Here is a 26037-nt window from a genome sequence, read left to right as displayed (position 1 = left end):
GCGCCACGCAAGGTTCGCCGTTCGCATCGCCCCCATCGCATCTGCTTGAATCGAGGTAACTCCTATGAGTAAGACCATCAACCGCAGCCAGGCTGCGTTCGCGTTTTCACTGCTGCTGGCCACCGTGGGCTGTATGGGTGGCAGTAGCGAGCATGGTCACGTGACGGGAACGTTGACCATCAACGGAAGTCCTGTCCAAGACGCGGTAGTCACGTTCGCGCCTGCGGAAGGAGGACGTTCGGCCATCGCTGTCACCCAGAGTGATGGCACCTACGAACTCAACTACACCCCAGGTGTGAAGGGTGCCAAGGTAGGCGTCAACAACGTACGAATCACCACCTACGTTGCGCCTGAACTCGACGATAACAAACGCGTGGTGAACCCAGGCGTGGCTGAGCGTCTGCCGCCGAAGTACAGTCGCGGACAAGAGATATCGGTCGAGGTCAAGCCAGGCGATAATACGTTCGATTTCGCTGTCGAAGCGGACAAAGACAAGTACCCGCCGCCACCGCAATAAGACTGCACCGCCCCCATCGAACCAGCACGAGGGCAGGGCTTATCCTTGTTGAAGGAGGAGCTCTGTCCTTTTTCATTGCATCCCGCGTGGCAAATCTTCACGCATATGGTGCCCACTGGAATCAGGGCTCAGCGGTTTGGTAAAACGGCACCGAGCGTTTTCCCCTTCGGAGATTTGACCGGTGTCTATTCCCCGCTTGATTGTGTTTGATCTCGACTTCACCCTGTGGGACTGTGGGGGGACCTGGTGCGACTGTTTGAGTCCTCCGTTCCGCGTGAACGGAAAGCGGATTGAAGATCGTACAGGTCGGCTCGTGCGGCTGTACGATGACGTGCATGAGATCCTCGCGCACTGCGACGATCACGCTATCACTCTTGCGTTGGCTTCCCGCACCGAGAAGCCCACTTGGGCACGCGAGTTACTCAGTCACTTGGACATCACACATCGATTCGCCTTCGCCGAGATCTATCCGTCCTCGAAGCTGCGGCACTTCGCTGCACTGCAGAAAGATAGTGGTTTTGCCTACGAGGAGATGCTCTTCTTCGATGATGAGATGCGCAACATTCACGAAGTGGGTGGACTAGGGGTGACGAGCATCTACGTGCGTGACGGTATGACGGCCGATCTGTTCCATTCGAGCCTGAATGAATTCGCCGACAGACAGAATCCTCATCGAGGTTAGATTGTCAAGGTAAAAGGAAACATCCCAGATGCCATCACGCCGCGAACAAACGAAACAATGGCTGACCGAGGTCATCGAGCCTCGCTGTCCTGAATTACTGCCGGAAATTCATGCTGTGATGGATGCGGCAGATAGCATTGATCAGCGAGGAACTGTATCGGACACAGATCTTGCTGCCATTGTCCACGGCGCACGTAGTGCTCGTCGCCCTTTGTACGAATACACGGTTGATATCGTCGCTGGCCTTGCCGCAGACTATCAGGAAGTTCAAGCCGTTGTCATGGAGTTGGCCGAGGATAAGTCCGCCCAAGTACGCTTCAATGCGGTACTCTGCCTGGGGAAGAGAACACCGTCCGAATTGTGCGAGCGAGTCCTACGCAGAGGATTCGTTGATCGAAGCACCAAGGTACGACGCAAGGCGGCAGACTGGATGCTTCGACTTCGCATGTCGTCGCTATTGCCTGATTTGGAAGAGGCTATGTCGCTTGAGTCCGACGAGAAGGTACGCTCCGCAATGGAGTTCACCTTGGGACTGGTCCGAGACAGATACCTTCTTCGGCCAAGTGGCGATGGCTACAGCATCGTGATTCAATCGGGGGGAATCATTGGACAAAGCATTACCCAGCAGCAACTCGATGACGAAGGCATCGAGGCTATTGTGCAAAGACTCTATCGCGAACAAGAATAGCGAGCCGCCAGGCGACGTGCCCTGTCGCCAGACAGCGAGGAGTCAACTTAATCGTTCGCTCCTAACACCCGAATCGTGGTGCTCAAGTAAAGTGGCACCTTGTCGTGGGCGTACACCACTTCCGCGAACGTAGCACGGTAGCCTTCGGCTGGCGGGGTGAGCTTGGTGGTGGCGGTTCCGAACTCGTCACGCGGCAGAACCTGGCTGGTCCATTTGGCTTTGCGGAAGTCGCGTGTGGGGGACTCGGCCGTCCACAAGTGAACCACGGCAGCTTTCTCGCCGGGGGAAACCGCGAGCTTCAAGGGAACATCACCACCGGCGGTGATGTAGTCCCATTTCAGGTTGGGAAGTTCCTTCTGCTCGTCAACGTGTCGTCGCAGGGCGCGCAGGCCGCCAAAGATGCGGCCCCAGTCGTTGGCCAGGTCGTGGTCGGCGTTGGGAACGTAGACGATGAACTTGTCTCCTTCGACGTCATCCCAGTACAGGTTCAGCGAGTCGACCGTCCAGAATGAATCGTTCGTTCCTAGGAAGATAACCTTGGGCTGCTTGATCTGGGGGAGGTAATGATACGGATCGACGATGCGGCGAAGCTTCTGGCCTTCCGCCGTTTCCATCAACTCAGGAAGTTTCAGATCGGTATAGTCGTCGATGCGTTGCGAAAGTGCGCCGTACGAATTCTTTTGATGCTTGAGTTGCGCGTCCATCTTCAGCGTGTCGATTACCATCGGAGCCAAGCCTTGAACGCGAGGGTCAACCGCCGAGACGAGCCACGTGGTCCACCCTCGCTTAGAAGCACCCGTGACGGTAAAGCCATCGATCTTGACGTCCAGGCTTTCGCTGGCGTAGGCCTGAACGGCATCCATGGCTTTGGTGGCGCTTTTGACCATCGGCAGTAGCAGCGGCCAATCACTTTCGCCTGTCTTGATGTACTTGGCGAAGGTTAACGCAATGATGGCGTCTTCCTTCTTGCCGTCGAAGATCGGCTGCTGCGGAACGTTCAGCAGCACGGCGATCGGGCAGCCGATTTGCTGGGCATATAGCGAAAGGAGTGTGGTCTCTTTCGGTAGGCCAAGCTTGCCATCCGCTGGTGGCTGAGCGTATTCATCCTTCCATGAACCCCCAGCGACGACCAGCACGGCGTCCGTTTCCTGGGGAACGCCCGCCGGCAGAATGACAAACAGCCGGTGTTTCCATACGATATCCTTCCAGGTCTGCGACGTAAGCGTCAACTCGGTGACGTCGCACGTGCCGATTTTCTCTTGGTGTCGGACCTTCCAGGCAAAGCTGTCGTCCGGCTTCTGCATGTAGGTAGCCAACGCATCCGAGGGATCCTGGGCATTAACCGTGGGTAGAAGGTGAAAGAGGGCAAGAATGGTGGCAACGGCTGAAAGGATGCGAAGAGGCGTCACGACGAGGGCTCCAGGGGGTGGCGCGACAAAAAAGCCCACGGCCAATTAGCCATGGGCAAGGTCATATTACATACTCTTTTCGTGGGGAGCGAGTTTCACCAAGGGAAATTTATTTAGCCCCGACAAAAACGGTCTTCCAGTCGTCCTTCATGTTGACCACCGTCCAGCCGTACTTGGGGGCCACTTCTAGGGCCGTGATCAGCGTTCCACTGGCAGGCGGGTGTTTGTCGTAGGCGTATTCCCGTTCGGCGTCGGTGTGATGGACGAGCAGGCCGAAGCTGGGGTACTTGTTAGCGATGGTCGTGTACTCAAGCATGGCCTGGTCGCCGTCCGAGTTGCCAAAGCAGGCAATCGGTTTGCGGCCAATGAACTGCCAGATACCAACCGGTTTGCCCGTTTTGTCATCGACGAAGGCCTGCTCCATCGTTTTCGTCAAGGTTGGCTTACCGTCGATCATCTCGAACTTGGTGAGCGAGTTGGAGCCGATAACCTGATTCGGTGGAATGCCGTAAATACGATGGGAAAAGACTCGCATGAAGTCGGCACCCCCGCCCGAAACGATAAACGTTTGGAACCCATTGGCACGCAGGTACTTCAAAAGTTCCTGCATCGGCTGATAAGTCATGCCAGGCAGATTGTAGCCGAAACGCTTGTCCTTGAAGGTCTTGATCCAGTTGCGGACGTTCTGGTCGTATTGGTCGGTGGTCATTCCGGAATGCGTGAGCGCCAGGATCTCCATCAAGCCGTCATGGTGTTTACCGGCCAGAAGCTTTGCGAAGTCTCCGCTCAAGGCGGCTTTCACCATTTCGTTGTCAGCGAGCTTCGGTTCATTCGGGGCGCGTCGCTTAAGTTCGCTGAGAATGTAGTCGACCTGTAGCGGCAACGGTGCCTCGCACCAGAGGGTGCCATCGTTATCGAACACCGCGATACGGTCGTACTTGGGAACGAAGCCTTCGCTTCCCTCGGTAGTGACCTTGGTCACGAAGTCAATGATCGACTGCTTGGATGGGCCATCGTTCCACGAGGGAAGTGGATCGTCCTGCCCCAGGGCCAATGTGGGAGCCAGGGTAAGTAAAATCAGCGCAAGCCACTTCATTGGTTGGATCCTTGTAGATGTCTAAAAGCAAGGTCTCCGCCGCCCCGAATTGACGGCGGAGATCTAATGGAACTCTACTACAATCTAATGACCGCCGGCCGCGCCTTCGATTTGTTTCTGGATTTTTTCCAGGTTAAAGGAGCCTGGTGTCTGGCTCGGTGGATATTCGGCCATCGTTTGCAAAAACTTGCCGGCAAGCTGCTGCATAGGCACCAGTACAAACGCACGGTCGAGGAACCAGTCGTTATAGGTGTTCGAGTTGTGCTGAGCCTTCTCGAAAGGGTCTCGACGGAGATTGAACAGCAGAGGAACACGAAGTTCGGTAAATGGTTCTCGCCATACTTCGAAGGCTTGTCCCCGATTTTCCAGGAAGACAGCTTTCCAGTCGTCGTAACGCATAGCCACAATTTGACCATCGTCGTTGACGTAAATGAACTCGTGCCGGGGTGAGTCTTTGGTTTTGCCCATGAAGTAATCGAGCATGTTGTAGCCGTCGGGATGGTTACGGTATTTGCGACCGTTCAGTTCCACGCCGTTCATTAACTTTTCTTTGATATCTGGGGCACCTGCTGCGGCGGCTAAGGTAACCATCCAGTCTTCGTGAGCGACGATGCCGTTGCGAACTTCGCCAGCTGGGATCTTGCCGGGCCAGCGGACGAAACAAGGAACGCGATAGGCACCTTCCCAGTTCGAGTTCTTTTCGCTGCGGAAAGGAGTCGTGGCGGCGTCGGGCCACGTATTGTAGTGGGGACCATTATCGGTCGAGTACATCACGATGGTGTTGTCGGTAAGCTCCAGGTCATCCAGCAATGCGAGCAGTTCACCCACGTGCCGATCGTGTTCGACCATGCCGTCGTGGTATTCATTGCCACTGGGACCGGAAATGCCTTTGTGCTCTTCCTTGACATGTGTACGGAAGTGCATGCGAGTTGCGTTCCACCAGCAGAAAAACGGCTTGTCTGCTTTATCTTGTCGGGCAATGAAGTCCTTCGCAGCGGCGAGGGTTTCTTCATCGATGGTTTTCATGCGCTTCTTGGTGAGTGGTCCGGTGTCTACGATCTTGCCATCGGCCGAGGCTTTGATGATGCCGCGCGGGCCGTACGTTTGCAGGAATGTCTTGCCGTTGGCCAGCACCATGTCAGCTGGGTAGTCGCGGTTCTCTGGTTCTTCTTGTGCGTTCAAGTGATAGAGGTTGCCATAGAACTCATCGAAGCCGTGGTTGGTAGGCAGATGTTCGTCACGGTCACCGAAATGATTCTTGCCAAACTGACCTGTGGAGTAGCCTTGGCTCTTCATGATGGTAGCGATCGTGCAGTCGCTGTTCTGCCAACCTTCTTTGGCACCAGGCAGGCCAACCTTGGTCATGCCGGTGCGTACCGGAACGGTACCACCCATGAATGCCGCACGGCCTGCGGTACAGCTTTGCTGGCCGTAGTAATCGGTGAAGTAGAGACCTTCCTTGGCGATACGATCGATGTTGGGCGTTTGATACCCCATCATGCCACGGCTGATGTGGCTCACATTCCAGGTGCCGATGTCATCACCCCAGATGATCAAGATATTCGGCTTGTCGGCGGCTTGGCTTATGCCGGCCAAAAACAGCACGCATAGCGTCGCGAGCATGAATTGTTTTCGATTCATGGTGCAGGGCCTTTCAGGGCAACACAGAAAAACATGGTTGTTGTGCATAGCAGATTCTGCTGACTACAAGAAACTTCCGAGATGAAGATAGAGCGTTCATCATGATTGGACAAGTAACGCTGGCTGACAGCAACGCCTCGAAGAGTAGATCCTATTGGAATCTAGGCAATGACAGTCACGCACGCAATGTAATTCGATAGAAAATCATAAAAGCACGAAATTACGGCGTTTCAGGGCATTTGAACCGAATTTCCCGCGGTTCAATCATGGATTTCCTATAATAAGTGTTGCCCAAAAGCTTCTTCTCGGTCCGCATGCAGGAGACCAGCCATGCGACGTGCCATGCTTTTTCTTTCCGCTGTGTTATTGCTTTCTTCTGGTTGCAAGCAGTATGTAACCTTGTTTCCCTTAGCCAATCCCAATCAGCCTGTGTACGACGACCAACTGCTAGGTCGTTGGTATGGAGCACAGGAGAACGAAGACCCACTGACAGGCGAGAAAGTGCTTGTGGCGGATACCAGCAATCACTTCACGTTCACCAAGTATGGAATCACTGGGTACAAGCTGTCGGCGGAGAATACGAAGAAGGAAACGTCGATCGAGTTCGAGACGCGTCCGTTTCAAGTAGGCGATCAGAAGTTCTTGCAGCTTCAACGCACGAAGTCGAGCGTCAGCGAGCAAAACGTGGGGATCTTGCGTGTCTATTATTTCATGCCTTATCGGATCGAGAATGATAGACTCTTTGTGAAGTTCACTCCGACTGATCGCCTGCAGGCCCTGGCTAAGGACGCTGGAATACCGATGGTGGAAGCCGAGGGGACCCTTCTTTTGACAGGGAATCGCCAGCAGATGCTGGACTTTCTGGAGAAGCACATGGACGAGCTCTTTCCCCAGGACCGGGAAACGAAACCCCTTTATCGCGACAAGATATTGAATCTCGATGTGGCGGATCAATCGTGAATCTCGTAAGGTAATTCCATCTTTACTTGCCAGCTTCAAGGATGAGGAATCTTGCCATGGTCGGTTGCCGCGTTCGCATTGTTTGGGCGGTGCTTCTTGGGTGCTTTTGCCTGAACGATCTCAGGGCGGACGAGACACCAATCGAACGCTGGGACCGGGCTGTCTGCCTGGTCGAAAAGCATATCGATAAAGAAAGTAAGCAGGTAAAGCACGAGTGGTCGACGGCGTTTCTGGTCAGTGACGATAAGCAAGTTCTGTTGGTTGGAACGGCCCACGGAGCCCAGGCCACCAGCCGCGAAACGACCGTCATGTTTCGTCGCCCCGATGGTGGTACGGGCGAAGTCATCCTGGCCGATCTATTTCAAGCCGATGGCAATCCCTGGCGAACCCAAGCCAACTCGGATATGGCCGTGATACGGATTGAACCTGGCAGAGAGCCCCGCGAGGAAATTAGGGAGCTAATGAAACTGGCGATTCCACTGGAAAGCATTCAGACGACGCTACCTCGACGAACCACTCCGATCGAGCTTACCGGTTTTCCACTAGGCTTGGGGGTGAAGGGCTTCCGGGCCCAGCCTGAGTTATCATCGATCGTGATTTGCGGCCAGATTGCCTCGCGTGAAATGCCGTTCCCGGCCAAGTGGGGTAACGAGACGGTCTTCATCATTCAGCTTGCCGGAGCTGGTGGTATCAGTGGTGCACCGGTCTTCCTGGCCGAAGAGTCGCCTGAGTCGGTAACGGTGGTGGGCATGGTCATGGGGTATGTCCGCGAAGATAGCAGCGGCATCATGATGAGCCGAATCATCCCTGGGCGTCTTGTGGTCGACGCGGTGAAAGCTTCCTACTCGCGATTCTCGCCGTAAATTAGTCTTCGCCTTGCAACGGTTTCGCGATGAGCACCCGCCCTTGATAGACGACTTCAAAGTCACGGGCAAACTCCATCTCTGGCAGGGCAAGTAGACGCTCCATCATAAGATGCACACGCTCGTCTCCAAAATCATTGTGGTGTCGAAGCTCGATGTGCCCTGGTTTGACCACCCCGGCCAGCGCGTTGCCAACCGAGTCAGGCTCGTATCGGATGTCGGGTTCCGAGATCTGCTCATGTTCGATGTCGCGAGAAAACAGTAGAACCCCATGGTCGTTGACCAAAAGCTTGAAGAGGTAGCTTTTCTCTTTCAGGGTCGTTTCGATGCTGTCGCGGCCATAAACATGCATAGTGGGTCTCCGGTGTCTCTAAGCTGCAAATTCCACGACACGATTCTAGCGAATTGTTAAGCTTGTATTAGCAGGCCAGCCATGGCTTTGACTCCATTTCTGTCAGGAAATCATCCGATGGCCGATCTCAGGTCTCCGACACTCATCTATCTCAAAGGCTTCCTATTTGTCGTGTTGGGGATGTTCGCCTCCGGGATCTTGCTGGCCAAGGTAGGCGACTGGCAAATTGCTGTGCTTCTGGGCCTCTCGATCTGGGCATTTTGCCGGGCCTACTACTTCGCGTTCTACGTCATCCAGCACTATGTCGACCCCGGCTACAAGTTCGCTGGACTGGGGGATTTTGTGGTTTACGTGTGGTCTGGTGGATGTCGATCGCGGTCTAACGTATAGCCTGTAATAGGTTTAGGTCGATTATCGAGTATCTTGCTCAAGAAAAATAGTCCATCTAACAACTTTTTACATGTAATCTGAAACGCATCCTCGTCGGTGGCATCTACGAAGGAGGTAGGGCAGCTTAGCGCTGGCCTAGGCAGGTCTACTTCCGATGCATCCAAGGATCCGACAATGAGCTATCACGATTCGCCGCTGTTTCAGCCATACGATTTGCAGGGACTGACACTTCGTAACCGAATTGCCATGGCTCCGATGACCAGGGCTCGTGCCGGCAAAGAGCGAATTGCCAACCAACTGATGGCCCAGTATTACCGGCAACGCGCCGCGGCGGGACTGATCATTAGCGAAGCTACCACGATCTCGCCCCAGGCCAACGGCTGGAATCAGTCGCCAGGGATTTACACCAGCGAAATGATCCAGGGGTGGCAGCAGGTTACCCAGGCCGTGCACGAAGAAGGAGGCAAGATCTTCATGCAACTGTGGCACATGGGGCGTGCCTCGCACAGCAGCTTTCATGATGGCGAGTTAGCCGTGGCACCGTCGGCCATCATGATCGACGACGGCGAACTACAGCACACGCCCAATGGGAAAGAGCCCCACGAAGTTCCCAGGGCGCTCGAGACCGACGAGATCCCCGGCATCGTTGCCGACTACGCAAAAGCCGCCGCAGGGGCCAAGGAGGCAGGCTTCGACGGGGTAGAGATTCACTCCGCCAATGGTTATCTGCTCGACGAGTTTCTGCAGTCCAAAACCAACCATCGCACTGATCAGTACGGGGGAAGCATCGAGAATCGCTACCGAATCCTTGATGAAGTTGTTCAAGCGATCCGCCAGGTATGGCCTGAAGAGCGAATCGGCGTGCGGCTATCTCCCAATGGGGCGTTCAATGGGATGGGGTCGCCTGACTTCCGCGAGCAGTTCCTATATGTTGCCAAACAGTTGAACCAATACCGCCTGGCGTACTTGCACGTGATGGACGGTACGCAATTTGGTTTCCATTCGCTGGGCGAGCCGATGATGTTGCCAGAGTTTCGTCAGGTGTTTGATGGGCCATTGATGGGCAACGTTGCCTATACCCGCGAGTCCGGCGAGCAGGCGATTGCCCGAGGCGATGCCGACTTGATTGCTTATGGCCGCCCCTTCATCAGCAACCCCGACCTGGTCGAGCGATTCGCCAAAGATGCGCCTCTCAATCCTGCGGCCGACATGAGCGATTGGTACTCGCCAACCGGGGCCGCCGGGTACATCGACTTCCCCACGCTCGAAGCCGTGTAGTTGAATCGGCCAAAAGAAAAGTCCCGCCCAAGGTTTACCCTCCGGCGAGACTTTTTATTTACGGTGATCTCAGCAACCTGAGCATTAATACTCGGGGATCACTTCACCGCCGTCGATCGTACCCAAAGCTGCCTGGGTACGCAGGTTGATGGTTTCTGGCAGGAAGACCACGCTGGCGTCGCCGTTGAGGAACTGAGCGCCCCCTGGGTGATTGCTGCTTGGGTTGTAAACCGAGTTACCGTTGATATTGTAATCGGTATCGTTCGAGACGCGTTCCATACGCAGACGAATCTGGAATTCCCACACGGTAATCGCTCCGCCAAAACCGGTGTGGTTGCCAACCCAAAGCGAGCCGGCTGGGCCCGACGACTTGCCGGTGCGGCGTTCGGCGACGATGACCGTGTTGCTCAAGCCGTCGGTGATGTCGGCGAACTTGACCTTCGAGTTGTCGTAAAAAGTCGCATCGCGATCGGTACCGCCGGCATTGTTGGTGGCAGTCGGGTCGGTTGGGTTGTAATATGCCGAGAAAACACCCACGTAGTTCGACTTGCCAAACTGGTTGGGCGAAGTGCCGAGACGTTCGTTGATGCCGTCGCCCGTGTCCGATGGGCAAATATAGGCATCGACAATCGTCTTGGCCAAAGGAGGCGTACCGGTGTTGGTCATCGCAGCGACGTTTTCCCATGGCTGATTGAATGCACCCACGGTCGAGATCGCTTCGAACAGCGAGTTCTGTTCGATTTGGGGCAGAATCTGAACCTGCCAGCTGATCCGGTTGGTGCTCACGCGACCCGGAGGCAGCTTTCCGTAGGTGTCGTGATAGTTGTGCAGGGCAATGCCGACCTGACGCAGCTTGTTGCTGCACGTCATTCGGCGAGCGGCTTCGCGGGCTTGTTGTACGGCGGGAAGGAGTAACGCAATCAAAACGCCAATGATGGCAATAACCACCAAAAGTTCCACCAGGGTGAAACCGCGTTGGAGTGAACGGGACTGCGCAACAGGGATCATAGGGGCTCCTTGGAAACAATGTTCCATTAAATAGGAATAAGTAAGAAAGAAAACGTTATCAGACAGTGAAAACATCAGAAGGAGTCATGCTCGTTGTTCTGTCAAAGAGCGGTTTCAAAAGCCCGAACTCGTAAGAGAGGTTTCGCGGGCCTCTGAAGTTTTCGATTTCGTCAGATGGCTGTCTATGGCGCTTGCAAGAACGTAGCAGCCCCCAGCTGATACACGTCGTTCAACTAGGGACCAGGAAACGTTTTGTTGCTATGATTACTTCGATTGCAGGTCGAAGTTCGTGCTATCGTTCGAGCCAGAAGTCACGTCGACGATCAGCTTCGATTCGTCGTTGTACTTCGCCGGCAGCTTCTCTTTGGGGGGCCGAGCAGGGCCGCCTTCCCCTTGCACGGTAGCCGTCGTGATTTTGACGGTATGCTTGCCGATGGCCGCGCCATGCTGGTCATTGGTATAGACCAGTTCGTAACGGCCACTGGCATCGGTCGTGCCGGTAGAGAATCGCTTTCCTTCTTCTTGCGGATAGAACGAGACCAAAGCATTCGCCAACGGTTGCCCGTCCAGCGTCACCGTGCCGGATACAGGCGCAACGCCTGCCCCTGAACCGCAGCCTGTCAGCCCGATCAATGCAATCGCGGCCAAGGTTGTCGTTGCGAGGCGACTTGTTAACACGTAGGGGAGTTTCATCGAAGCGCTCATGAATGAAATGGGGATGGGAAGCGAGCCGACCGCTTCCACCCGAAGCGGCCGGCTGCGGTTGGAAATTAGTATTCGCCGATCACTTCGCCACCATCGATCGTTCCCAGGGCTGCCTGGGTACGCAGGTTGATGGTCTCTGGCAGGAACACGACGCTGGCATCGCCACGCAGGAACTGGGCACCGCCGGGGTGATTGCTACTGGGGTTGTAGTTGCTGTTGCCGTTGATGTTGTAGTCGGTATCGTTCGACGACCGTTCCATCCGCAAACGTACCTGGAATTGGGCGATACTGCCCGAGATCGCACCACCAGAGTCGTTGTGGTAACCAATCCACAGCGAACCGGCTGGGCCAGAACCCTTGCGCTCGGCTCGCTCGGCCACGATGATCGTGTTGCTCAGGCCATCGGTGATGTCGCGGAACGAGGTCGACGAATTGTCGAAGAAAGTCGCTTGGCGGTCACTTCCGCCGTTGCCGTTGGTGGCAGTCGCATTGGTCGAGTTGTAGTAAGCGGAAAAGATACCGATGTAGTTCGATTTGCCGAATTGGTTCGTGGAATTCCCCAGACGCTTATTGACCCCGTCGCCGGTATCGGATGGGCAGATGTAGCCGTCGATAATGGTTTTAGCCAAAGGAGTATTGCCCGTGCTGACCATCGCCGGGACATCTTCCCAAGGCTCATCAAAAGCACCGGCCGCGTCGATTTGATCGTACAGCGAACCTTGTTCGATTTGCGGAAGGATATGCGTTAACCAGCAGGTCTGGTTGGTGGTCACGATGCCTGGTGGCAGACTGCCAAAGGTATCGTGGTAGTTGTGCAGGGCAATGCCGATTTGCTTGAATTGGTTGCTGCAAGTCATCCGGCGTGCCGCTTCACGGGCTTGCTGAACGGCAGGGAGCAACAGGGCGATTAAAACACCAATGATGGCAATTACCACCAACAATTCGACGAGGGTGAAGCCGCGCGGCCTCTGGAGATTCTTCATGGAAGAGGCACCTCTAACTGAATCAACAACGAAACGAGAAAATAGATAAGAGCGAATCAGGTACCCTCCGATTTCTCCCAAATGGAAAGTCCGATCCACTCACTACTCACGAACGGCGTCGGCTTTCCTGACACGGCCACGGAAAAAAACAAAAGAAAATTCGCTATTCGCATCAAAGTCCCCTTATTGTCGATGGATTTTTGTCAGGTTCCGGGGCCTTCAGCGTTCCATAGGTAGAACGCCGACCGTATCCCCGTTGCACGGCGGCTGCCGATTGAATAGGAATGATGCTGTTGTCGGTGGTTCTTTTGGGGGTGTTGGCTTGCCGGCTAGCGATAGCCGGTTGCCAGAACGAAAGGTGCCACCTGGCGGAAGAAATATGCAGGAAAGCGACGTAGTACGTGTCTTGCTCGAGGCACGCATTCGATTGACCGTTCCAATCTGGTCCATCGTGCGCGAGTCTCAAGCGGTCGAAGATATCTTTCAAGAGGTTGTGCTGAGGGCACTTCGGCAACGCGAGCAAATCAACGACGAGGGACATTTGCTTGCCTGGTCGCGCACCACGGCCAAAAACCTGGCGGTCGATTGGTTGCGGCAACGAGGGAAGTCCCAGGTCATGGATGGCGGTGCGATGGATCGTATCTGGTCCATCTCCGACGATCAGGCCAAGGGCCTTTCCGACCGGAAAGATGCGTTGCGACGGTGTTTGAAGAAGATGCCAGAACGCAATCGTGAGATGATTCAGTTACGGTACGGAGAAGGGCTCAGTTGCATCGAAGTGGCCAAGCAGATCGGTGCTTCACTCGATGCCGTGTACAAACGCCTGTCGCGTGCACATCGAGATCTCCGACGCTGTGTCGAGGGGACTTTGCACGGGGAGGTAACGCAGTGATAGTTGCCTGCACAATGATGGGTGAGAGGGTCCGCCGGGGGATCGCGGCATGAACGACAACACGCCAGCAAATGATGACCAGTCGATGTCGGACGATGACTTGATCGAATTGATCATTCGTTACAACGACGACGATCTGGACGAATACGAAATGACGGCTCTCGCGGCCGCGCTGGAAGGAGATGACCGCGCGGTTGAACTCTTCCATAGTATCGCCCTGCAGTCGCTGACCATCGCCGAAGTCACCTCGCCACGACACAAGCCAACTCCTTTCCCGCGGCAAACCATCTTCTGGTGGTCAGCTGCGATGGCGCTGGCAGCCAGCTTGGCATTCGCCGTCTTTCTCGACTTGCGGGCCGGTCAACTTCCGACCGTTGCCAAGCTGGTGCAAGCCACCGGTAAGGTCACCGTGACTATGCCGGATGGCGAAGCACGCAAGCTGGCGGTCGGAGACGATATTCCCGTAGGCATGAAGATCACGACACATGCGATCGGCAGTTCGGCCACGATTCAGTTCCCCGACCAGACACGCGTCAGCCTGCACGGAGCCACCGAGGCTGCTTTTCGGGAAGAAGACCATAAGCAGATCGATCTGTTTGTTGGCAACCTGGTAGCCGACGTTCAGCCGCAGCCGCAGGGCAAGCCAATGCAGATTCTTACCGAGCTCGCGGTCACTGACGTTCTGGGAACGGTTCTCTCGGTTCAGGCATCGCATCAGCGAACCGATGTCGATGTCGTTGAAGGGAAGGTCCGTGTGATACGTACCGGTGATCAAAGTACCGTGGATGTCGCTGCTGGCGAGAAGGCGATCGTGGCCCGCGATCTTCCTCTGAAAAGCCAACTCCGTATGCCAGCGCCTGATCACTGGGAGATCGATTTCGAGAAAGAGCTTCCCAGCGACTGGCGTAAAGGGATCTGGGCACAAGAGGGACTTCCTGCTGGTTCGTCCGGCGCGGTAACAGCCGAAACACGTCCTGGCTTCCTCGATCAGAGTGAAACCTGGTATCAGATCGAAACCTACAACCGTTGGAGCGAAGGCTTGTTCACGGTAGTGGAAGATACCCACATGAAGGTCACCTTCCGCGTCGATCCATCGGAAAACGTACAGGTTGTATTGTTGGCCCGCGGAGCCGATTTCCACGGCTCGGATAGTGTCTACGAATACGAGATCGGCGATACCGATTCTAAACCGGCCGCAGGCTGGCGGACGCTCGATGTTCCGTTGACCTCCTTCAAGAAGGTCCCTGCGGAAGATGCCATGATGAGCCCGCCGCAGCTCGGTCAGGTGATCTACAAGGTGGTTCTATCGACCCAGGATCGCGACGTCGGCCTGGTTGTCGACCAAATGCAATTCGCCCCCCAACCACCCGCTAAGCAAGACTAAGACCGAGCCTATCAAACACTGCTCGCAATGGTAGGGTGCGAGCAGCGAAGCGAATCGTACCAAGAGTAATGCGCGGGGTGCATGACACCGCGCACGGTTTCTTCCGGCTGCGCCCAAAAACTTTCCTAGCTAACTTCCGAGAATTCACGCAACTTCCGCGATCCTTGCTCGATGATCTTATTGTCTGGAGGGAAACCCAACTAAAGGCAATGAGAGCCTGGTTTTAAGCGTGTTTCTGAGGAAACACATCACTGCAAGGTTCCGAGCGATGATTACGTTCGACATAGTAGAATGGGAAGAAGCGGTACGAACCGCATTAGGAAGAGGAGGGCACCTGGTCGCCTTCCTGGTTGCGTTGGTCCTGATCGCTACCTACATGGGCGGTGGCCAACTGCTGGAAAACCCTGCGAAGCTGGTGATCGGCGGTTTCTTCGTCGGTTTCACGATGGATATGGTCTTCAGCATTTGCTGGAACCAAATGAGCGGATCCAAGGCCTAAGCAATTCCCACCGCTTCCCCTGCCAATTTCCTGCCTCGCTACCCACCCGAAGAAAGCCATCCCTCTCGGCTCTGTCATCAAGAGGTTTCAGGCTTTTCACCCGCGAGATATTTCTTCAAAAAAATATTCGAGGCGTACTTTGTTACTGAAGCGCTTTGCCCATAAATTACTTTCATGAGACCTCAGGGTTCTCTTTTCTCGGGGAACCATGCCCCGAGATTGGTAAGGCTCGCCGTCGAGTCTTTGACATCCGCGCATAAAAACAGGTGGCTGACCCTGCCAAGTCAGCCACCTGTTCCATTAGGGACAAGTGGACAAGACATTACAACTTGGCCGACATGCCCTCGGGAATCTTGCCGTCTTTCGTCAAGTTGAACTCGAAGTTCTTTTGATCAGGAGCCACCGTAATGCGAAGTTTCGATTGACGGTTGTACTCGGTAGGAATGATCGAAACGCTGTCTTCGGTCAGGCCGCGTTCGATTTCTTCCCGCGAAGGGTTCTTCTTCTGGACCATCTTGTGGGCATGAATCTGAACGGCCATTTCGCCTGGGGACGATTTCGCCGTGTAGTATCCATTTTCAATCAGGCCGCCTCCCATGCTGCCGCCGTTGATCGGCATCAGCGAGATCGAACCATCTTGCACTGGTTCGCCATCTAGCGTGACGCTGCCCGAGATCGTGATCATGCCGTCGCTTGGGCCACAGCCAGCCAGGAAGCTAATCGAGGCCAGCAATACAATACAGCTCGTCAAACAGGAGAGGTGTTTTTTGTTCATAGTGTGAATGCTCCGTCTGGAGGTTGGGGGAAGACCTGCTCACGTGGTGAGTCTTCCCGCTACCGAAACCAGGAGTCGTTATTGACTGACGACCTCGCCACCTTGCGTCGACGTTCGTGCACGCCATGCCCAGATGTCGATCGTCTCTGGCACGAAACTGACCGAACCGTCGAAGTTGCAAGCGTTCACCCCGCCTGGGTGCATGCTGAACGCTGCAAACGTCGCAGACCACCAGTTGTCGCCGCCGCTATGGCAAGGAATCTTCTGGAGGTAGTCGGTCGGGTTCCAGCAGCGACGACCACCATCGATCGAGGCCTTGGTGTTGGGCGTCAGGTAGCCGGTGAAACCAGCACCCGAAGCATAGATGCCTGCGGCATACATGCCTTGCCAGCCTTGGTCGTTCTGGTTCATGGGGACTTCCGAAACCATTACGGTGTTGCTCGTACCGTCGGTAATCGAAGCCATGCTGCGGATGTGGTCACCCATCTTGAAGGCCGAACCGCCGTTGTCGTAGGTCCAAACGCCGTCCCAGTTGTTGGCGTTGTGCTGATCGTAGTTCGTGTTGCCGACACAAACGGCATAGCTGTAACGTTGGTGCGACCAGTGGTTGTTGCCGCTGTTTGATTCACCCAGCGTGACCGTTTCCGAAGGGCACGAGTAAACGTCGATCGGCGTGGTGCGGTATAGGCGATTGTTACCGTCGTTGGCACGCACGTTGAAATTCAACGTTTCGTACATGGCCGTTTGTTCGATGAACGGGAGCAGTCGTCCGAAGACCGAGATCGTATCGCCGTTCCAGCCGGTGAAACCGAGATATGGGAAGTTGCGATAGGTGTCGTGATAGTTATGCATTGCCAACCCAATGTTCTTCAGGTTGTTCACGCACTGGGCACGTCGTGCTGCTTCGCGTGCCTGCTGTACGGCCGGCAAAAGCAAAGCGACCAACACGCCGATGATGGCGATCACGACCAACAACTCGACGAGCGTGAACCCGCGCTTGGCTCGAGGTGAGTGTGTGGATGACAACGAAAACGAGTTCATGATTCGGGACCTTTCACCGCCAAATGGCAGATAACGGGATGAAGAGGAAGAGTTCTAGTCCGTGGCGAAAATCAAATGAGATAAGTCCACCTGCGAGGCTCATCAGGTAAAGGTTATTTTCCGCCGTTTTTGTCGAAAGTGAATGAGAAGCGACGTTTACTTTTTGAGAAGTATTACGACTGTTTGCAAGGCCTTGTGAGAAGCCTTGGTGGTTATCCACCGTCTTGACCGCGTTTTGTGGGAGCTGGTTTTCCTTAGGTCGATAGGTGGCCAAAGAATTGCCACCTTCAATGTGATACTTATTTCGGGTGGATGATATGGTCTCAGAATCCAGGTCAATTGAGTTTCTTGTGCGTTAATTCCCCCATAAGAGGCACCCAAGTCTCAGTCGCGTTATAGGGATTCTAAGGTTTTAGAACGTGTAATTGAGCTTTTTTGCCTCGGGCTCGATTGGGTTAATGGGGGCGAGATCGATATTGCTCCGGAACGTTCGAAAGGCTTGGTCTTTCTCCCTATAAGAGGTCAAAAGATATGTCAGATCGATCGTGTACGAAGTTTAGCCGGCGATCTTCGGTGAACCCTTCTTCGGTGCCTGGAAATGATTCTCAAATGCTACGTAAGTCGTTTTCGTGGCAAGAGAAACAGTCGCAAAGGGGGAGCCCATTGGGCAAAATCCCCTGCTAATTTGGGGGACGAAAAGCTTGACTTCAACCGGTAAGGACGTAGATAGCTTGGACGCAGAATCCGATTCTTAGCGGTAAGCAGCCGCGGTCGAGTCAACGTCTGAAGCGTAAGAACGCAATTCCCAGGGCAGGAGAGATCACGATGCCGACCAGCGCCACCCTCGAGGCCACTCAGCCCTCGACGAAACCTTCCTCGCGTAAAGCCAAGACAACGACCGCCAGTTCGCGATCGATGGAGACCGAGCTGCGAAACGAAATCGCCCTGCTAAAAGCCGAGAACGCCGCGATTCACAAATCGCAAGCCGTGATCGAGTTTGAACCCAACGGAACGATCCTGACGGCGAACGATAATTTCCTCGGTGCCGTGGGGTACACGCTCGAAGAAATTCGAGGACAGCATCACCGATTGTTCGTCGATCCGGCCTATGCCCAAAGCGCCGAGTATCGTGACTTTTGGACTAAGCTCAGCCAAGGTAAGTTCGACGCCGGCCAATACAAACGCTTGGGTAAAGGTGGTCGCGAGATCTGGATCCAGGCTTCTTACAATCCAATTCTCGACGAAAACGGCAACACCATCAAAGTGGTGAAGTATGCCGTCGACATCACCGCTCAAAAATTGCAGGACGCGGACTTCCAAGGTCAGATCAACGCCGTCAGCAAAGCCCAGGCCGTCATCCAGTTCAACATGGATGGTACCATCATCACGGCGAATGAGAACTTCTTAAACGCTGTTGGTTACAAGTTGAACGAGATCCAGGGCCAGCACCACCGCATGTTCGTGGGAAGCGAATACGGTAACAGTGTCGAGTATCGCGATTTCTGGGCCAAGTTGAATCGTGGTCAGTACGAATCAGCCGAATACAAACGCTTTGGCAAAGGGGGCAAGGAAATCTGGATCCAGGCTTCCTACAATCCGATCTTCGATGCCAGCGGTAAGCCATACAAAGTGGTGAAGTACGCCACCGACGTGACCCAGCAGAAACTGGCTACGGCAAATTACTCGGGGCAGATGGATGCGATCAGCAAGTCGCAAGCTGTCATCGAATTCAACATGGACGGCACGATCCTGACGGCCAACGAGAACTTCCTGGGTGCCCTCGGCTACTCGCTGAGCGAAATTCAGGGACGTCATCACCAGATGTTCGTCGACAAGCAGTACGCTTCCAGCAGCGAGTACAAGCTGTTCTGGGAGAAACTGAACAAAGGTGAATTCGACGCCGGTCAATACAAACGTTTCGGCAAGGGTGACAAAGAGATCTGGATCCAAGCTTCGTACAACCCGATCTTCGATCTCAATGGCAAGCCATACAAGGTCGTCAAATACGCCACCGATATTACCAAGCAGGTACGTCTGCGTTTGGCAATGACCGAACTGATTGCTAACGTGAACGAAAGTGCCAACCAGTTCAGCGAAAGTGCCGCGACCGTCAGCGAAGCTTCGCAGTCGGTTGCCGAAGGGGCTCAGACCCAAAGTGCCGCGGTCGAACAGATCAGCGCTTCGGCCCAAGAGCTGACCCGCAGCATCCAAGGGGTGCGCGATCGTGCCAACGAAACCGATAAACTGGCCAACGAAACCAACGTGATCGCCGTCGAAGGTGGCCAGGCTGTCACCAAGAGTGGCGAAGCCATGGACCTGATCAAGGCATCGTCCGAACAGATCAGTGAGATCATTCAAGTGATCAGCGAGATCGCCAGCCAAACGAATCTTCTGGCCCTCAACGCAGCCATCGAAGCAGCTCGTGCCGGGGAACATGGTTTGGGTTTCGCCGTGGTCGCCGACGAAGTTCGCAAGTTGGCCGAACGTGCCAGCAACGCCGCCAAGGACGTTTCGGCCCTGATCAAGGAATCGACATCCCGCGTGGCCAATGGTGTCGAACTGAGTGCCCAGGCCGGCAGTGCGTTGGAAAAGATCGTCGCCGCCGTGGAAGCGACCTCCGGCAAGATCGCCGAGATCGCAGCCGCCACCGACGAGCAGATGAGCATGTCGCAAGAGGTGTACGGTACCGTTCAGCAAGTCGCCACGGTGACCGAGCAGTCGACCGCTTCCAGCGAAGAAATGGCTGCCAGTGCCGAAGAACTCGGTGCCCAGGCCAAGTCGCTACGTGACCTGGTCGACAGCTTCGACATGAGCCTGTAATTCGCTCAAAGCAAAACATGGGGAGGCTCGATTGAAGGGAACAATCAGCCTTGGGTGACAGGGGCCCGCGAGAAAGCGGTAGCCCCTTTCGCCGATTCTTGGGGACACATCTCCCGTTGGCTGACCGTCAGCGAAGCACATTGCGTTGTGTTGCCTGGTGTTTGTCGGGTCTCTTATAATGACTTCGCTCGCGATGTAGCAGACCAAGGTACTGTCGATAATAAAACGCTCAAATGAGATGTTGACACACGCATGAAAACATTCGCTCAACTCGGGATTCCATTTCCTCTTTTCGAGGCTCCCATCAGCGAGACAAGTGACTACCTTGGTATTTCGCAATGCGAGATCTGTGAGCAGCGGGAGCAGCATTGTTTTCGGTTGAATAACGGAGACCACGTCGTTGTTCGATGTCCTCAGTGTCAGACGGAAAATGGATTACGTGCGAATTGCCCCGGTACTTTCGCATGTCAATCATGCGCAAGCAGCCTGACTCTGCCTGGGCGATCGAAGAGGGAAGGCGTTCGGATTTGCTTCTCGTGTCTGCGTGAGGGGAAAGGGGCCATCGGCAAAGATACTGAGTTTGGCGCTGTCTGGTGGGAAAACGCGTTGCTTGGGCATACCCACGGAGTTCCTGGTTTGAAGGCAGCCGGCTTCGAAACGGTGATACTCGATCCGGAAGAAAATTGGGCTGGTGTTCGGCTATCGCAGGAAAAGTTGTTCGAGCTGTTGCGAACTCCATCCTTTAGTACGTGGCAAGGCGAAATATGGTTGTTTTGCTGTAAGAGCCCAATGACCTACATCGGGGAGTGGCAATCTGTTTCCGCCTCCCTCGAAGAAGAGGAATCACGAAAATTATTTGGGCAGTTGACTGCCGAGATAGAAGAATTTCCGAACTGGGACTGGGAGAGTGTTTCTAATCCAGATGGTGGTGTTAGTCTTTATGCTTTTCAATGTAAGCAGTGCGGTCATTACCGCGCGAACTATGATATGGATTAACATGAGCTTCCGCTCGCCCGTTCCGCGGAGAGATCTTCTTGGTCGGTTTATTTCAACCGATTTGTTAGGCATTCCTCGTTGAACGATCGTGCGGAGCGTTATATTCTTATTTCGGTAAGAACGTTTCCCCTCTGAAAGAGCCCCTGCATTATGTCGTCTGAACCTCACAAGATTCGTTTCGTGATGCTGGGTGGTTTTCTTGGAGCAGGAAAGACGACGGCGATTGGCCGTTTGGCCAAGCAGTATCAGGACCAAGGATTGAAGGTCGGGGTCGTGACCAACGATCAAGCGGCCGATCTGGTCGATACGAACCTGCTTCGTTCGCAAGGACTTAACGTGGGGGAAGTCGCCGGCGCTTGCTTCTGCTGCAACTTCAACGAATTGACTTCGACCGTTGAAACGTTGGCCGCCAGCGAGCGCCCCGACGTGGTGATCGCCGAGCCGGTCGGTAGCTGTACCGACCTGGTCGCGACAGTGGTTCAGCCGCTGATGCAGCTGTTCGACGCCCAGTTCGATGTCGCACCATATGGCGTGATATTGAAACCTTCGCATGGGCTGCGAATCTTGCGGAAAGAGGCCCAGGCAGGCTTCTCTCCTAAAGCGGCTTACATCTTCGAGAAACAGCTGGAAGAAGCCGACTTTCTGATCATTAACCGCATCGACGAACTGAGCCCGGAACAGGTCGAAGAACTCTCGATGCTGCTCACGGAGTTCGCCCCGGAAACGCCTATTCTCCGGATGTCGGCTAAGACAGGCGAAGGGATGGATTCTTTGAACGAAATGCTCGATCAGCGCGGAGCGTTCGGGCAGAAGATCCTTGAACTCGATTACGATGTCTACGCCGAAGGGGAAGCGGAGCTGGGATGGCTCAACAGTAGCCTGGATGCGAGCTGCGACGAACCGTTCGCGCTCGATGAAATGCTGCTGGGCATCGTGGAAGGACTTCGACAGCGTCTGGAAACCGCTGGAGCCGAGACCGCCCATCTGAAGACGATCGGCCTGTGGGAAGGGGCTTACGGAGTTGCGAACCTAGTGAGCAGTGACACGCCGGCGGTCCTCTCGTTGCCGTCGAACTGCCAGACGAAGACGGCTCATGTGGTGGTGAATGCCCGCGTAGCGGTCGACCCCGAGTCGCTTCGCACGCAAGTTGAAGAGGTCGTCCGCGAAGTCGCCGAACGCATGGGCGTGGCGGTGAAACTTCACCAAACCCAAAGCTTCCGCCCAGGTCGCCCCGTGCCAACGCACCGCTTCGCCAAGCCTGGCAGTTAGAGAGCGAAATTAAAAGGTGCCATTCTGAAATGAAAATGATGAACAACGCTGGCGTGCTCATCATAGGGTTAACGTCATGGATTGGGGCTAAGGGGTTAATGCGTTAGCTCGTAAGTAAGCAGTGCATTGATGCCAGGACCATCGCTACCGGAACCGTGTACCCGATACTGCTCGTCGAAGATATTTTCAACATTGAGTGAAAGCCGCTGGCGGGGCGAAATCATGCGGCCGTAACGGAAATTAAGCGTCGTATAACCTGGCGTGCCGCCGGGTGGAATTCGGTTGGTATCAGAGATGTCGCGATCATTCAGGCGATCTTGCTTATCAACAATCCAGGCGTAGGTATCGAACCAGTCGCGCCCGTCGTTCCATCGCTTACGCAAACCCAGGGTTCCCTGTTGCGGTGGAATGCGGGACAGCGGTTGCCCCGTGTCGACGTTGCGTCCGTAGGTATACCAGTAGTTGCCGTACACGCTCCATTCGTAGCTTAACTGGTATTCGGCCGAGAACTCGACACCGTTCAGATAGGCCTGCGAGTTCGTGCGGTCCAGCAGAAGCATCGTGTTCGGAGCACTTGTGTCGATGAAGTTTTGCAGGTCGTTCCACCAGACAAATGTTTGAGCCCGGAATCGCTCGGTGTTCAGCTTGGTACCGACTTCATACGTGATACTTGTTTCCGGCTGTAGATCGGGGTTGGGCAACTGGGTTCCCACAAACACGTTTCCGTTGATGGTTGCCAGGTCGTCCAGGTTAGGTGCGCGGAAACCTTCGCTGATCGAACCCACCAGGTGCAGTTCGTCGGTCAATTCGTATGTTAGTCCGATGTTGCCAATCCAATCTTGATATTCGGGATCGATATGATCCGTTACCGAGTTGGCAGTTACGGTAGCGCCAGCGGCAACGTGTTCATAGCGGACGCCGCTGGAAAGGAGTAGGCGATCCGTCATCCAAAAGTCCCATTGGACATAGGCACCATAACGCGAATAGAAGGCATCGTCGGGGATCTCCCCAGCTCGGTCGGTAATCGCCGGTGGATCGGTGCCGTAGTTGAAATCGGTTCGCGCTGATCCAATTTCATCGTGGTACCAGTCGAAACCGTACGAGACAGTCCCCAGTGAATCGCAGTCCTTCATGAAGCTGAAGGTCAGCCCGAACTGCTCGTCGAAGAAGCTCCGTTCGCTGACGATATTCGGATTGGCCGACATGCGATAGTCGCGATCCTTCCGTAATTCGTCGGTTCGATGATACGAAGTGGTGATCTGGTAGAAGTCTGCCAGGCCAACGTCGCTGACACCCTGATAGCGGATGTAATACAGATCGCGTACTTGGGGATCGAAGATCGATTCGCGGTTGGAAGGATAGCGGTCGGTGCGGAAAATGTCTTCGCCTCGGTAGTGCTGCAAGCCGAAGATCAACTCGGAGGAGTCATCTACCAGGTAGGTGACTTTCAAATCGGCTGCATTGTATCGCCAACTGGTTGCTGGCTGACGGCCGACATCGAATCCTACCGGAGCATCTGGCGAACCGCCGATATCGAGGTTGTTGTAGTTGCCATAGGTGCCACCTCCATAAAAGCCGGTCGACTCGGTGTAACCTTCGACACTAACGCGGCCTGTATAGCCGAGGTCGGCCGAACTAAACCGTTGAATGGTGCCACCGGTGGTGTAATTCAGGCCGGTGTAGTTGGCGCTTTTCGTGACGACGTTGATGACACCGCCGATAGCATCTCCACCGTACAAGACGCTGCCTGGACCTCGAATGACTTCAATGTGATCGACGGTGTTGGGGTCGATGGTATTGAAATACTGATTCGGTCCACTCCGGAAAGTAGAGTTAGTCATGCGAACGCCGTCGACCAAGATCAGCACTTGTTGTCCTGTGAGACCGCGAATATACGGCGACGACTGGCCTCGCCCTGTTCGCTGCATCATCACGCCAACTTCGTTCTCTAGGGCCTGACCCATGTCGAGCGGGGCTTTCTCGATCAGCCGCTGCTGGGAAATGATATCGATGGCTCGAGGGTTATCGAAAACCGAAAGGGGAGCACCACGAGATCCTCCATCCCACGGCTGGGCAACCTGGTCGGTCAGCGATGGGAAGAGCTCGTTGAAATTGAACGTTTCGGAGGGAAACGAACTGGAAGGGGATTCGAGCGGCCCCGCTTCCTGGGCCTCGGCGGAATCGGCTTCAGGGGTGACTTCGACGCGAGGTAGCTGCGGAGGGGTAGGTTCTTCCTGAAGTGCTACTGGCTGGGTTGTACCTTGCTGAGCGTGAACGAGACCTCCGCTAGCACCTACACAAAAAAGTGCTAAAAGAGTGATGCGTGTCATAGCTTTGTGCTGGCTCCTGACCGAGGAAAGCTAAGCTCGACCGGCTCTAGAGCTGCGAGGTTGCTATCCAGGTAAGTTGTAGGGTTTTAACCGGTTCGACCAATTTCTATGTCGTAAGCGATACATTTCGCTGTTACCGGCAAGGTTTTCCTGGGCTGCCTATTTTCTGCCCAAGGGGCCACTCGCTGTCGAAATGGTTGCCCGATGTTGTCGAGCGCGACATGGGTGTCGGATAGAGCGACATGCTTTCGCTCAAAACGGTCGAAAATCGCGAGAAAATGGGATCGGCGCGGTAGTTGCATAGTTTGGTAAGAGCTTTTTTCGCGTGATTGCGAGGAGAGTTTTTTCAAAAAAGTTATCCGAATGCTCCCCAAGGCGTTCAACCGATTCCCTTAGCAGGAAGTGTTCATCACCATGCATCGTAGCTATGATGGCATAAGCGGTACCCAGGTAACCGACCGCCCCCAGCAGAACCCAAGTGTAGAACCACAGCATCCATCAGCCATTGCCTCAGATGACCTTCTTAAAGGGCGTCGTCAGGTGTGGATTGATCATGATGGGACACTCTACTGCTTGAAGGCGACCTCAAATGGTCGTTTGTATTTAACGAAATAAGAGCTCTTTGAGTTTCAGGGGCTCGCTTTCCTTGGCCTGTCTCTGCGGTTGTTTTCGGCCGTTTCGCGGCTGTTTTCATGCAACGACTCACGACAACTCAATTTGCCTTCCATCTGTCGGTCTGGAGCCATGTGGCTCTGGTGATCGCCATGGCATGGCAAAGTATGAAGTTGTTTCAGCCGGTCGATTTCGCAGGGGAGCGTCAGGCCGTGACCGTCTCGGCTACGTTTGCCCCTCCGGTTGTGCTTAGCGAACCGGAACCGATCGAGCTGGTTCAAAGTGAAATGGATGCCGCTGAGTCGACCGTCGAGGTCGAGCCTGACGATACGATCGCGAAAGAAACACTTCAGATCGAGCCAACTCATCAGATGGCCGAACTGTTGGTCGATGCGGTGAAGGCCACCCCCAACGTCCAGGTTGCCGAGCGTCGGCAGTTTAAGCGACAGCCAAAAAAAGCCGAGCCGCAAATGCAGCATCTGCCGCGGCATTCACGCCCCGTACCCATGGCGACACTGGCTTTGTCGGTCCCTGTTCCGGTGGGGACCACGTTGGAAACGCCGCCTGACTTCTCGATGAATCCGCCACCCAGGTATCCGGCCGAGGCGGTCCGTAATGGCTGGGAAGGGGAAGTCTTATTGCGGATTACGGTGGCCCCTGATGGGCAAGTCAGCCGAGTGAGTATCGAGAAGAGCAGTGGCCATGAAATCCTCGATCAGGCAGCCCTTCGCGCCGTAAGTACATGGAAGGGGGTGCCTGCCACCCAGGCAGGCGAGCCGGTCTCTGTGGTTCGCCTAATGCCAGTCAGGTTCCTACGTTAGGAGCCCTGCGACCCCCTCGGTCGCCG

Annotated in this window: 26 protein-coding genes; 15 read left to right on the top strand and 11 right to left on the bottom strand. The window is 54.9% G+C overall.

The window, feature by feature from the left end; translation table 11 throughout:
- Nucleotides 1-64: 64 nt before the first annotated feature.
- The 3 genes from C5Y96_RS06420 (at nucleotide 65) to C5Y96_RS06410 (ending at nucleotide 1887) form a co-directional block, all read left to right on the top strand.
- Nucleotides 65-517 carry a carboxypeptidase regulatory-like domain-containing protein gene (locus C5Y96_RS06420; RefSeq protein WP_105351099.1) on the top strand — a complete coding sequence of 151 codons (453 nt, stop codon included), beginning with the start codon at nucleotides 65-67 and terminating at the stop codon, nucleotides 515-517.
- Between the two features lie 181 nt (nucleotides 518-698).
- Complete coding sequence (locus C5Y96_RS06415) at nucleotides 699-1199, top strand: magnesium-dependent phosphatase-1 (protein ID WP_105351096.1); 501 nt, start codon at nucleotides 699-701, stop codon at nucleotides 1197-1199.
- A 28-nt stretch (nucleotides 1200-1227) separates the two neighbouring features.
- Nucleotides 1228-1887 carry a HEAT repeat domain-containing protein gene (locus C5Y96_RS06410; RefSeq protein ID WP_105351093.1) on the top strand — a complete coding sequence of 220 codons (660 nt, stop codon included), beginning with the start codon at nucleotides 1228-1230 and terminating at the stop codon, nucleotides 1885-1887.
- A gap of 47 nt (nucleotides 1888-1934) precedes the next feature.
- On the opposite strand, the gene C5Y96_RS06405 is transcribed toward C5Y96_RS06410, so the two are convergent.
- From C5Y96_RS06405 to C5Y96_RS06395, 3 genes are all read right to left on the bottom strand, one after another.
- A complete protein-coding gene (locus tag C5Y96_RS06405) occupies nucleotides 1935-3296 on the bottom strand; it encodes a PhoPQ-activated pathogenicity-related family protein (RefSeq protein ID WP_105351090.1) in 1362 nt (453 codons plus the stop codon).
- Nucleotides 3297-3405: 109 nt separating this feature from the next.
- Nucleotides 3406-4392 (bottom strand): HAD family hydrolase, encoded by a 987-nt coding sequence (locus tag C5Y96_RS06400; protein ID WP_105351087.1) that lies wholly within the window; start codon nucleotides 4390-4392, stop codon nucleotides 3406-3408.
- Between the two features lie 84 nt (nucleotides 4393-4476).
- Nucleotides 4477-6033 carry an arylsulfatase gene (locus C5Y96_RS06395; protein ID WP_199188641.1) on the bottom strand — a complete coding sequence of 519 codons (1557 nt, stop codon included), beginning with the start codon at nucleotides 6031-6033 and terminating at the stop codon, nucleotides 4477-4479.
- A 330-nt stretch (nucleotides 6034-6363) separates the two neighbouring features.
- Here C5Y96_RS06395 and C5Y96_RS06390 point away from each other — a divergent pair, with 330 nt between their 5' ends.
- Both C5Y96_RS06390 and C5Y96_RS06385 read left to right on the top strand, forming a co-directional pair.
- A complete protein-coding gene (locus tag C5Y96_RS06390) occupies nucleotides 6364-6993 on the top strand; it encodes a hypothetical protein (protein WP_105351083.1) in 630 nt (209 codons plus the stop codon).
- Between the two features lie 56 nt (nucleotides 6994-7049).
- Nucleotides 7050-7856 (top strand): serine protease, encoded by an 807-nt coding sequence (locus tag C5Y96_RS06385; protein ID WP_105351081.1) that lies wholly within the window; start codon nucleotides 7050-7052, stop codon nucleotides 7854-7856.
- 1 nt (nucleotide 7857) lies between these two features.
- On the opposite strand, the gene C5Y96_RS06380 is transcribed toward C5Y96_RS06385, so the two are convergent.
- Nucleotides 7858-8208 (bottom strand): hypothetical protein, encoded by a 351-nt coding sequence (locus tag C5Y96_RS06380; protein ID WP_105351079.1) that lies wholly within the window; start codon nucleotides 8206-8208, stop codon nucleotides 7858-7860.
- A gap of 81 nt (nucleotides 8209-8289) precedes the next feature.
- Between C5Y96_RS06380 and C5Y96_RS06375 the strand changes: the two genes are divergently transcribed.
- Together C5Y96_RS06375 and C5Y96_RS06370 are read left to right on the top strand one after the other, a co-directional pair.
- Nucleotides 8290-8598, top strand: coding sequence for a hypothetical protein (locus C5Y96_RS06375; protein ID WP_233198840.1), 309 nt, complete (start codon nucleotides 8290-8292; stop codon nucleotides 8596-8598).
- A 174-nt stretch (nucleotides 8599-8772) separates the two neighbouring features.
- Nucleotides 8773-9876 (top strand): alkene reductase, encoded by a 1104-nt coding sequence (locus tag C5Y96_RS06370; RefSeq protein ID WP_105351075.1) that lies wholly within the window; start codon nucleotides 8773-8775, stop codon nucleotides 9874-9876.
- A gap of 84 nt (nucleotides 9877-9960) precedes the next feature.
- On the opposite strand, the gene C5Y96_RS06365 is transcribed toward C5Y96_RS06370, so the two are convergent.
- From C5Y96_RS06365 to C5Y96_RS06355, 3 genes are all read right to left on the bottom strand, one after another.
- Entirely contained in the window at nucleotides 9961-10884 is a 924-nt protein-coding gene (locus C5Y96_RS06365; protein ID WP_105351072.1) for a DUF1559 domain-containing protein, read from the bottom strand.
- Nucleotides 10885-11148: 264 nt separating this feature from the next.
- Entirely contained in the window at nucleotides 11149-11577 is a 429-nt protein-coding gene (locus tag C5Y96_RS06360; RefSeq protein WP_105351804.1) for a carboxypeptidase-like regulatory domain-containing protein, read from the bottom strand.
- 77 nt (nucleotides 11578-11654) lie between these two features.
- Nucleotides 11655-12572 (bottom strand): DUF1559 domain-containing protein, encoded by a 918-nt coding sequence (locus tag C5Y96_RS06355; RefSeq protein WP_105351070.1) that lies wholly within the window; start codon nucleotides 12570-12572, stop codon nucleotides 11655-11657.
- Nucleotides 12573-12951: 379 nt separating this feature from the next.
- On the opposite strand from C5Y96_RS06355, the gene C5Y96_RS06350 reads away from it, so the two are divergent.
- The 3 genes from C5Y96_RS06350 (at nucleotide 12952) to C5Y96_RS06340 (ending at nucleotide 15347) form a co-directional block, all read left to right on the top strand.
- Complete coding sequence (locus C5Y96_RS06350; RefSeq protein WP_105351068.1) at nucleotides 12952-13464, top strand: RNA polymerase sigma factor; 513 nt, start codon at nucleotides 12952-12954, stop codon at nucleotides 13462-13464.
- A gap of 49 nt (nucleotides 13465-13513) precedes the next feature.
- Nucleotides 13514-14848 (top strand): FecR domain-containing protein, encoded by a 1335-nt coding sequence (locus C5Y96_RS06345; protein ID WP_105351065.1) that lies wholly within the window; start codon nucleotides 13514-13516, stop codon nucleotides 14846-14848.
- Nucleotides 14849-15116: 268 nt separating this feature from the next.
- Nucleotides 15117-15347 carry a hypothetical protein gene (locus tag C5Y96_RS06340; RefSeq protein ID WP_105351063.1) on the top strand — a complete coding sequence of 77 codons (231 nt, stop codon included), beginning with the start codon at nucleotides 15117-15119 and terminating at the stop codon, nucleotides 15345-15347.
- 322 nt (nucleotides 15348-15669) lie between these two features.
- Here C5Y96_RS06340 and C5Y96_RS06335 read toward each other — a convergent pair whose 3' ends face one another.
- The 3 genes from C5Y96_RS06335 to C5Y96_RS27025 form a co-directional block, all read right to left on the bottom strand.
- Nucleotides 15670-16122, bottom strand: a complete 453-nt coding sequence (locus tag C5Y96_RS06335; protein WP_105351060.1) for a hypothetical protein — start codon at nucleotides 16120-16122, stop codon at nucleotides 15670-15672.
- A 78-nt stretch (nucleotides 16123-16200) separates the two neighbouring features.
- Complete coding sequence (locus C5Y96_RS06330; RefSeq protein WP_105351057.1) at nucleotides 16201-17163, bottom strand: DUF1559 domain-containing protein; 963 nt, start codon at nucleotides 17161-17163, stop codon at nucleotides 16201-16203.
- Nucleotides 17164-17176: 13 nt separating this feature from the next.
- Nucleotides 17177-17437, bottom strand: a complete 261-nt coding sequence (locus tag C5Y96_RS27025; RefSeq protein WP_146115541.1) for a hypothetical protein — start codon at nucleotides 17435-17437, stop codon at nucleotides 17177-17179.
- Nucleotides 17438-17988: 551 nt separating this feature from the next.
- Between C5Y96_RS27025 and C5Y96_RS06325 the strand changes: the two genes are divergently transcribed.
- The 3 genes from C5Y96_RS06325 to C5Y96_RS06315 all read left to right on the top strand — a co-directional run bounded on the left by C5Y96_RS06325 (nucleotide 17989) and on the right by C5Y96_RS06315 (nucleotide 22248).
- Nucleotides 17989-19983, top strand: a complete 1995-nt coding sequence (locus tag C5Y96_RS06325; RefSeq protein ID WP_105351055.1) for a PAS domain-containing protein — start codon at nucleotides 17989-17991, stop codon at nucleotides 19981-19983.
- Between the two features lie 252 nt (nucleotides 19984-20235).
- A complete protein-coding gene (locus C5Y96_RS06320) occupies nucleotides 20236-20979 on the top strand; it encodes a CbrC family protein (RefSeq protein WP_105351052.1) in 744 nt (247 codons plus the stop codon).
- A gap of 150 nt (nucleotides 20980-21129) precedes the next feature.
- A complete protein-coding gene (locus C5Y96_RS06315; protein WP_105351051.1) occupies nucleotides 21130-22248 on the top strand; it encodes a GTP-binding protein in 1119 nt (372 codons plus the stop codon).
- Nucleotides 22249-22343: 95 nt separating this feature from the next.
- On the opposite strand, the gene C5Y96_RS06310 is transcribed toward C5Y96_RS06315, so the two are convergent.
- On the bottom strand, nucleotides 22344-24578 hold the full coding sequence (locus C5Y96_RS06310; RefSeq protein ID WP_105351048.1) for a TonB-dependent receptor plug domain-containing protein: 2235 nt from the start codon (nucleotides 24576-24578) through the stop codon (nucleotides 22344-22346).
- A gap of 414 nt (nucleotides 24579-24992) precedes the next feature.
- On the opposite strand from C5Y96_RS06310, the gene C5Y96_RS28115 reads away from it, so the two are divergent.
- Both C5Y96_RS28115 and C5Y96_RS06300 read left to right on the top strand, forming a co-directional pair.
- Nucleotides 24993-25193: a hemin uptake protein HemP gene (locus C5Y96_RS28115; protein ID WP_105351046.1), complete on the top strand. Its 201-nt coding sequence runs from the start codon at nucleotides 24993-24995 to the stop codon at nucleotides 25191-25193.
- 77 nt (nucleotides 25194-25270) lie between these two features.
- Nucleotides 25271-26011: an energy transducer TonB gene (locus C5Y96_RS06300; RefSeq protein ID WP_105351043.1), complete on the top strand. Its 741-nt coding sequence runs from the start codon at nucleotides 25271-25273 to the stop codon at nucleotides 26009-26011.
- Nucleotides 26012-26037: the final 26 nt, after the last annotated feature.

The organism is Blastopirellula marina (genome assembly GCF_002967715.1).
Taxonomy (GTDB): domain Bacteria; phylum Planctomycetota; class Planctomycetia; order Pirellulales; family Pirellulaceae; genus Bremerella; species Bremerella marina_B.
This window is presented reverse-complemented; position numbering and strand designations above follow the sequence as displayed.